Source organism: Halomonas sp. BC1, assembly GCF_002078135.1.
Lineage (GTDB): Bacteria > Pseudomonadota > Gammaproteobacteria > Pseudomonadales > Halomonadaceae > Vreelandella > Vreelandella stevensii.
This window is the reverse complement of the sequence record NZ_LFGS01000004.1, coordinates 192,929-193,639: the sequence shown is the minus strand read 5'-3', so window position 1 is coordinate 193,639 and position 711 is coordinate 192,929. Positions and strand designations below refer to the sequence as shown.

Sequence of the window (711 nt, the reverse complement as noted above, 5' to 3'; positions counted from 1 at the left end):
CGACCGATGCCGATAGGATAGGTCTCAACGCGCGGTGTCTCACCGGTTTTGACATCTGGGTAGTAGTAAAGCCGCAGCTCGGCGATATTGATGACGACCCCAGTACGCTCGACATTCGGCAGGATGAAGCGTCCTGGAATGGTTACTTCAGTACCCACTCCGGGCACCCAAATACTGACCTCTGGGTTAGCACGTACAATCTCCTGGTAGCCAAGGTTGTGACGTCTGGCAATATCAATCAGAGTATCCTCGTAATTCTTCACGATGAAGGTGTCAGCCTCTCCGATAATATTGCCTTCCTCAGGTAGCGGGTAATGCCCCTTGGGCCATTCCGTCTCCTGGGCAGTGGAAGGTTGTGCCGCCATGGCGACAGGGAGCCATGCCAGAAACGAAACCATCACACTCACGATGAAGCCGATCTGCATTGGCCATGGGAGGAATCTCTTAAGTATTGCTGCGTTCTTTGCCAAGAGCATCGCTAGGTTCCTTTTTCATCTAATGCGTCGTTTTTTGATCGAGATAAGTTCAGTTGTAACCCGAGCAGTGTCAGCACCGCAGCGAGTATCCAAGCGGGGCCACTACCGGTGCGTGTGAAAGGAGTTAGGCCCTGCATCGGGGTCACCTCGCCCGTTAAACTGGCCTGTTCAAACTGTGGGGCACGGGCTGTGACGTGACCTTGTGAATCGATGATGGCCGTCACGCCATTACTGG

Annotated in this window: 1 protein-coding gene and 1 pseudogene; both read right to left on the bottom strand. The window is 53.7% G+C overall.

From position 1 onward, the window contains the following. A partial coding sequence (locus tag B7L72_RS02450; RefSeq protein WP_139788430.1) for a LysM peptidoglycan-binding domain-containing protein occupies window positions 1–425 on the bottom strand: 425 nt, incomplete at its 3' end. Window positions 426–478: 53 nt separating this feature from the next. Then, a pseudogene (locus B7L72_RS18675) lies at window positions 479–711 on the bottom strand (apolipoprotein N-acyltransferase); the annotation flags it as partial.